The 6,388-nt window shown below is 42.7% G+C and carries 5 protein-coding genes and 1 pseudogene; 3 read left to right on the top strand and 3 right to left on the bottom strand.

Going from position 1 to position 6,388, the window contains the following annotated elements:
- Positions 1–250 (bottom strand): transposase (locus G561_RS0111170; RefSeq protein ID WP_028859635.1); only part of this gene is annotated, 250 nt, incomplete at its 3' end.
- 76 nt (positions 251–326) lie between these two features.
- Between G561_RS0111170 and G561_RS14545 the strand changes: the two are divergent.
- A pseudogene (locus G561_RS14545) lies at positions 327–734 on the top strand (sugar transferase); the annotation flags it as partial.
- 83 nt (positions 735–817) lie between these two features.
- The gene (locus G561_RS0111160) at positions 818–2,314 is read left to right on the top strand and encodes a capsule assembly Wzi family protein (RefSeq protein ID WP_051584523.1); all 1,497 of its coding nucleotides are present in this window, start codon (positions 818–820) and stop codon (positions 2,312–2,314) included.
- An 81-nt stretch (positions 2,315–2,395) separates the two neighbouring features.
- On the opposite strand, the gene galE is transcribed toward G561_RS0111160, so the two are convergent.
- Together galE and nhaC are read right to left on the bottom strand one after the other, a co-directional pair.
- On the bottom strand, positions 2,396–3,433 hold the full coding sequence (gene galE, locus G561_RS0111155; RefSeq protein ID WP_037032296.1) for a UDP-glucose 4-epimerase GalE: 1,038 nt from the start codon (positions 3,431–3,433) through the stop codon (positions 2,396–2,398).
- Positions 3,434–3,512: 79 nt separating this feature from the next.
- Positions 3,513–4,913, bottom strand: a complete 1,401-nt coding sequence (gene nhaC, locus G561_RS0111150) for a Na+/H+ antiporter NhaC (protein WP_028859632.1) — start codon at positions 4,911–4,913, stop codon at positions 3,513–3,515.
- A gap of 188 nt (positions 4,914–5,101) precedes the next feature.
- On the opposite strand from nhaC, the gene G561_RS0111145 reads away from it, so the two are divergent.
- Complete coding sequence (locus G561_RS0111145) at positions 5,102–6,298, top strand: amino acid aminotransferase (RefSeq protein ID WP_028859631.1); 1,197 nt, start codon at positions 5,102–5,104, stop codon at positions 6,296–6,298.
- The last annotated feature ends 90 nt before the right edge of the window (positions 6,299–6,388 follow it).

Below are 6,388 nucleotides of genomic sequence, written 5' to 3'. Positions count from 1 at the left end.
CGCTAAGCTCGGTCTCTGATAAGCCGCTGGCCTCTATGATGGTGGCAAGTTTTGCTTCATTTGACCAGTTATCGGGAGTGTTTTTATTGCCGGGCATGGGCTGTCCTTGTTCTCTAGCTTGATTACGCCAATTATATAGGGTTTGTACACCTATGCCTTCACTTCTTGCAACTTCTGATACACTTAAGTTATGTGGCGGCGATAGCTTGCTTAATATAGCTTGTTTTCTCTCTTCACTGTATCTGGACATCTTTGTTCCTTGTTACCCCCTTTTACTTGATTGTTAGGGGTGACAACTATCCTGACACAGGGGGGTATTTCAAGTTTATAAGTTCCGCAGTATGCGCGAAAAAGCGGAAGAAGTGTTAACTACTGAAAATGATAATCGTATCACTAGAGTCGGTAAATTTATCCGTAAGACACGTATTGATGAACTTCCACAATTCATAAACGTTATCAAAGGCGAAATGAGTCTAATAGGCCCTAGAGCTGAGTTTCTTGACTTCGCTGTTGAGTTAGAAAAAGAAGTCCCTTTTTTTAATTATCGTCACATTGTTAAGCCCGGTATCTCTGGTTGGGCACAAGTTAATCAAGGATATGCCACAGGTCCTGAAGAGACCAAAATTAAAATTGAATATGACTTTTACTATATTAAGCATATCTCATTCTCTTTAGACTTACTTATATTCTTCAAAACTATACACACTATGCTGACAGGATTTGGGGCTCGTTAGCCCCTACCCTTTATACAAAACAACAAACTTTAACTCCTACTTATTAAGATAAACTATCTGTTTATCACGATTGAGTATCTCCTATGCCAATATTAAACCCAACTTCTTCTAAATTATTAAACTTAACCGCTCTGGCGTTAAGCATAAGCGTAGCCAGTGTAGTAGCTAGTGCTCAAAACTTACAGATGAATGACATGAGCTTAAAATCAGAGCTTGACTGGTTACAAGCTCAAGGTGTCATTCAGATCAGTACCAGCACTTGGCCATTAACCACCAATGAGATTAATCGAGCTTTAGAGTCTGCTAATATTCAAACTCCTGAACAACAACAAATCGTTCAGTCTGTACGCTATACTCTAGGTAAGCAACCTAAATCTTTAGTGACTACTACTATCTCTGCCTATGGACAGACTGATAGACAACAACTGCCTCAAAGCTTCGCAGACGATAAATTAGCCAGCTTCGAAGCCAGTGCCAAAGCAGGTATTAGTGAGGAAGATTGGGAGCTTTATCTTCAAGCTCATGTCAAAGATGATGATATTGACGATAATGATTACAGCTTTGAAGGCTCTTATGTAGCAGGTAAATATGCCAACCAATGGTTAATTGCTGGCCAAATCCCTACTTGGTGGGGACCAGGTCACGATGGTAGCCTTATCCGTGGAGATGCCAGTAAGCCAGTTATGGGTGTTACTATGCAGCGTGATATTCAAGCTGCACCTGACAACCAATATTTAAATTGGATAGGTCCTTGGCAATATCAACTATTCCTAGGTCAGCTGGATGACTATAAAGCCATTCCTGATACCAAGCTTATTGGCACTAGACTTAGCGCTAGCCCTACTTCATGGTTAGAGTTGGGTGCATCACGTATGATTATGTGGGGTGGTGATGGCCGTTCAGAAAGCTTTAGCTCGTTTGTTGATGCCTTAACCGGTAAAAATGACAATACTGGTGACCCCGACACCGATCCTACTAATAGTTTGGCAGGTTTTGATGCCCGAGTGAATCTTGCCTCCTTAACTTACAGCAACCTCCCAGTAGGTGTTTATGCTCAATATGTAGGCGAAGATGAAGCAGGCTACTTGCCAGCAAAAAATATGTATTTAGCGGGTATCGACTTCGCTTCTGCCTTTAACTCAGCACGTCATGGTACTGTCCCCTACCAATTGTATACCGAATGGACAGATACACGCTCTAGTCGTGATGTTAGAGATATCTCGTATAATCATTATATCTATACTGACGGCTATTATCAGCATGGCTATCCGTTAGGTTACGCCTTAGGTGGTGATACCGAAAGTATCGCTGTAGGTGGCAAGCTTTGGCTTGATAGCCAAAACTTTATCAACGCCAAGGTACAGCATGCAAAAGTTAACCAATCTGGGATAGAGGGTAATCGCTCTTATACAAGTAATAAAGCCTTCCCAGAGTCAGACAAGCTAACAGTATTAGACGTAGCTTGGGAACACCAATTAAGCCCAAAAACTACGATTTCTAGCCGTGCTTGGGTATCTGATTCTGATATTCATTCTACAGATGTTGGTGGCGGTATCGGCGTTGAATTTGCTAATTTTTAATAATTAACTAATACCTCACTAAAAAAGCTCTAAACCATTGGCTTAGAGCTTTTTTAGATCATAGCACTTAGTAAACTAAGTCTATTCATACCCACTAGGATTCTGACTCTGCCAACGCCAACTGTCCTTACACATATCTTCAATAGTTAACTCAGCTTGCCAGCCTAGTAAGTCTTTGGCTTTATCGGCACTGGCATAACAAGCCGCAATATCTCCAGGACGTCTGTCAGTTAATTGATACGGCACGCTTTGACCGGTAACTTTTTCAAAGGCCTCTACTAATTGTAAAACCGAACTGCCATTACCGGTACCCAAGTTAATAGGTTCAAAACCTACCCCTGATTCTGAATCAGCAGCTTGTTTTTTAAGATAGTCAATAGCAGCCACATGACCCTTTGCTAAGTCCACTACATGGATAAAGTCGCGTACCCCAGTACCATCCACAGTATCATAGTCACTACCAAAGACACTTAGCTGCTGCAACTTGCCTACTGCCACTTGGCTAATATAAGGCATTAAGTTATTCGGGATACCATTAGGGTCTTCACCGATTAAGCCTGAACTGTGCGCACCGACTGGGTTGAAGTAACGCAGACAAGCAATGTTCCAACTCGGATCCGCTTTCGCTAAGTCTTGTAAGATATATTCAACCGTTAACTTTGACTGTCCATAAGGGTTGGTGCAAGAACGTGGGGCTGTTTCTGGGATAGGTAGCGTTTCAGGATCACCATAAACCGTAGCAGAAGAGGAGAAAACAAAGTTTTTCACATTATGGCTTTGCATTACTTCTAACAGTTCAAGGGTACCAGTAACATTGTTTTTATAATATCTTAGCGGCTGAGCAACCGACTCGCCAACGGCTTTTAGGCCGGCAAAATGAATTACCCCAAAGAAGTCATGTTTATCAAACACTTGGTTTAGTAGCTTACTATCTAGCACATCACCTTTAATAAAAGTAATTTCTTTGCTTGCCAGCTGCTCCGCACGCCTTAAAGCTTCAAGATTACTGTTAGATAGGTTGTCATAAACCACCACCTCGTAGCCCGCTGCAATCAGCTCGATACAAGTGTGCGAACCAATATAACCTACCCCGCCTGTTACCAAAATTTTATTATTCATAATATATCCGCATAGTTTTTTATTTTAAGAAGTGCTAGTTTTATTTTAGAAATACTGATTGTTTTTTAATTGTACTAGCTTAAGACTGCTTATCCAACCGACTAATAGTAATCCCACTAAACCCAAACAATATCGTTAGTAGCAGCGACAAATAACAGAAGAAAGCATACGGTAAATACTCTAATACCGGGACTTCCAACGCCTGGCTAATAAACACCCCACACACACTCCAGGGTACCAATGGGTTAATAACCGTACCCGCATCTTCAATAGTGCGTGATAAATTCTTAGGATGTAAGCTCAAACGTTCAAAGGTCGGACGAAATGCGGTACCCGATAGCAAGATACTTAAATACTGCTCTCCAATAAGCACGTTAATACTGAGTGCCGACATAGCAGCAGCGAAGATGGCCTGGCCTGCGGTGGTCAACTTATCCCTCATGCCCTCCAATAACGCCGGTAAAATGCCCAAAGTTTTTAATAATCCGCCCAAACTTAATGCCAATATCACAATGGTCTGGGTAAAGAACATACTTTGGATACCACCGCGGGTCAGCATACCCCCCACTTCACCCAAATCTAAATTCTCAGCAGGGGTATATCCGGCAAAGAAATAACTGCCTAACTCTGCAATACTTGGCGAGCTATGCATATAAGTAATGATTAACGCACTGATAATGGTACAGATAATGGTATAAATGGCATTCACTCGTAGCAAAGCCAATATCACCAATACCGCAAACGGCAGTACTGCATAGCTGTGTACCAAGCCACTCTCGATCAGTTGCCCTTGTAGTACCGTCACCTGGTATAAATTCCCAGCATGGGTCTGTCCAGACAACATCCAAAATAGCAGCACACTGATAACCCAGGCCGGCACCGTGGTATACATCATATTTCGTAAGTGCTCAAACAGATCAATACCCACCACCGAAGATGCAATGGTTCCCGTATCTGATAACGGTGACATTTTATCACCAAAGAATGCCCCAGAGACCACTGCTCCTGCCGCAATCGCCACATTGGCATCGAAAGCATTGCTCATACCGATGAACGCCACACCGAGGGTAGCCACCGTGGTTAAGCTACTGCCCAAGGCAATGCCGATAATAGAGGTAAGCACAAAAGCAGAGATATAATAAAATCGCGGCGATATCAGCTCAAAGCCAAAGTACATCAAGGTGGGAATGGCCCCCGACATCATTAACGCCGCGACCATTAAGCCAATAAAGAAAAACAGATAAATCGCGCCACTACCACTGACCACCCCAGCTGCCATTTCAGACTGCATGTGATCAAAGCTCAATCCTCGCAGTAGACCCATTAACAGCAAAAAGCAAATAGCCAATATTAAAGATAAGTGCGGAACCCAACCGAAGCTGATCATGGTTACGCCCATAATCAATAGCACGATGCCAGCCATCAAAAAAGCCAGCTTGGGGTCAAGTTGTGAGTTGTGAGTGGGAGAATTAGTCGACATAGGTCATCCATTTTTTTTATCAGGATAAATAATCAGACCATGATAACAATTTTTTTACAATTTAGATAAACTTTAGCCTTGAAAGCTATTAAAACCGTGATTTGTCATAAAATCTAGCATTGAGTTCACCGTAAATCTGGTTTATTCTAAAGGACTGCTTGACCCACCCCCTTGTTTAAGGAAAAAAAATGTTTGAACGTGTCGAATTCTATGCTGGTGACCCAATTTTAGGCCTAATGGTTGAGTTTGCTAATGACAGCAATCCTAATAAAGTAAACCTTGGCGTTGGCGTTTATTATGATGAAGATGGCGTATTGCCGGTGCTTGAGTGTGTGAAGACCGCTGAACAGCGCATCGCAAACCCTATTTCTGCCCGCCCCTATCTGCCTATGGAAGGTCTGCCAGGACATCGTAAAGGCTGTCAGAACCTATTATTTGGTAAAGATGCCCCTGTATTACAACAAAACCGTGTAGCGACCGTGGCTACCATTGGTGGCTCTGGTGCGCTAAAAGTTGGTGCTGACTTTATCAATACTTGGTTCCCACAATCAAAATGCTATGTGAGTGATCCAACTTGGGGCAACCACATTGCTATCTTTGAAGGCAGCGGCGTAGAAGTGGGTAAATACCCTTACTATGACAAAGCCACGGGTACTGTGAAATTTGAAGAGCTAATCGCATTTTTCAATACCCTAAACAAAAACGACGTGGTGCTATTACACCCTTGCTGCCATAACCCAACCGGTGTGGATTTAACACAAGCCCAATGGGATGAGCTATTGCAAGTGGTTCAACAGCGTGAGCTAATCCCATTCATGGACATCGCTTATCAAGGCTTTGGTTCAGACATGGACAGCGATGCTTATGCCATTCGTAAAGCGGTTGATATGGGTCTGCCTTTATTTGTCAGTAACTCTTTTTCAAAAAACCTATCGCTTTATGGTGAGCGTGTTGGTGGCCTATCTGTGGTTTGTCCAAATGAGGAAGAAGCCAATCGCGTCTTTGGTCAGCTTAAATTCACCGTTCGCCGTATCTACTCAAGCCCACCGTCACATGGCGGCCGCATCGTAGATATCGTGATGAATGATGATGAGCTTTATGAGCAGTGGGTTGGTGAAGTTTATGGCATGCGTGACCGTATCAAAGCCATGCGCCTGAAGCTTAAGTCAGTGCTAGAGGCCAAAGTACCAGGTCGTGACTTTGATTACTTAACCACTCAAAACGGTATGTTTAGCTTTACTGGCCTAACCCCTGAGCAAGTAGAACGCCTAAAAGCTGAGTTCGGTATCTACATGGTGTCAAACTCTCGTATGTGTGTCGCCGGTCTGAATAGCAGCAATATCGACTATGTGGCCAATGCTATGGCAGAAGTTTTAAAAGACTAACAGCTAATCTGATTTGGAATTTATTAACGAAAGGCTGAGCATTTGCTCGGCTTTTTGTTTATCTAGCTGTTTGTATTGTTAATTTAATTT

It is taken from the genome of Psychrobacter phenylpyruvicus DSM 7000 = NBRC 102152 (genome assembly GCF_000685805.1).
In the GTDB taxonomy this organism is placed as follows: Bacteria; Pseudomonadota; Gammaproteobacteria; order Pseudomonadales; family Moraxellaceae; genus Psychrobacter; species Psychrobacter phenylpyruvicus.
This window is presented reverse-complemented; position numbering and strand designations above follow the sequence as displayed.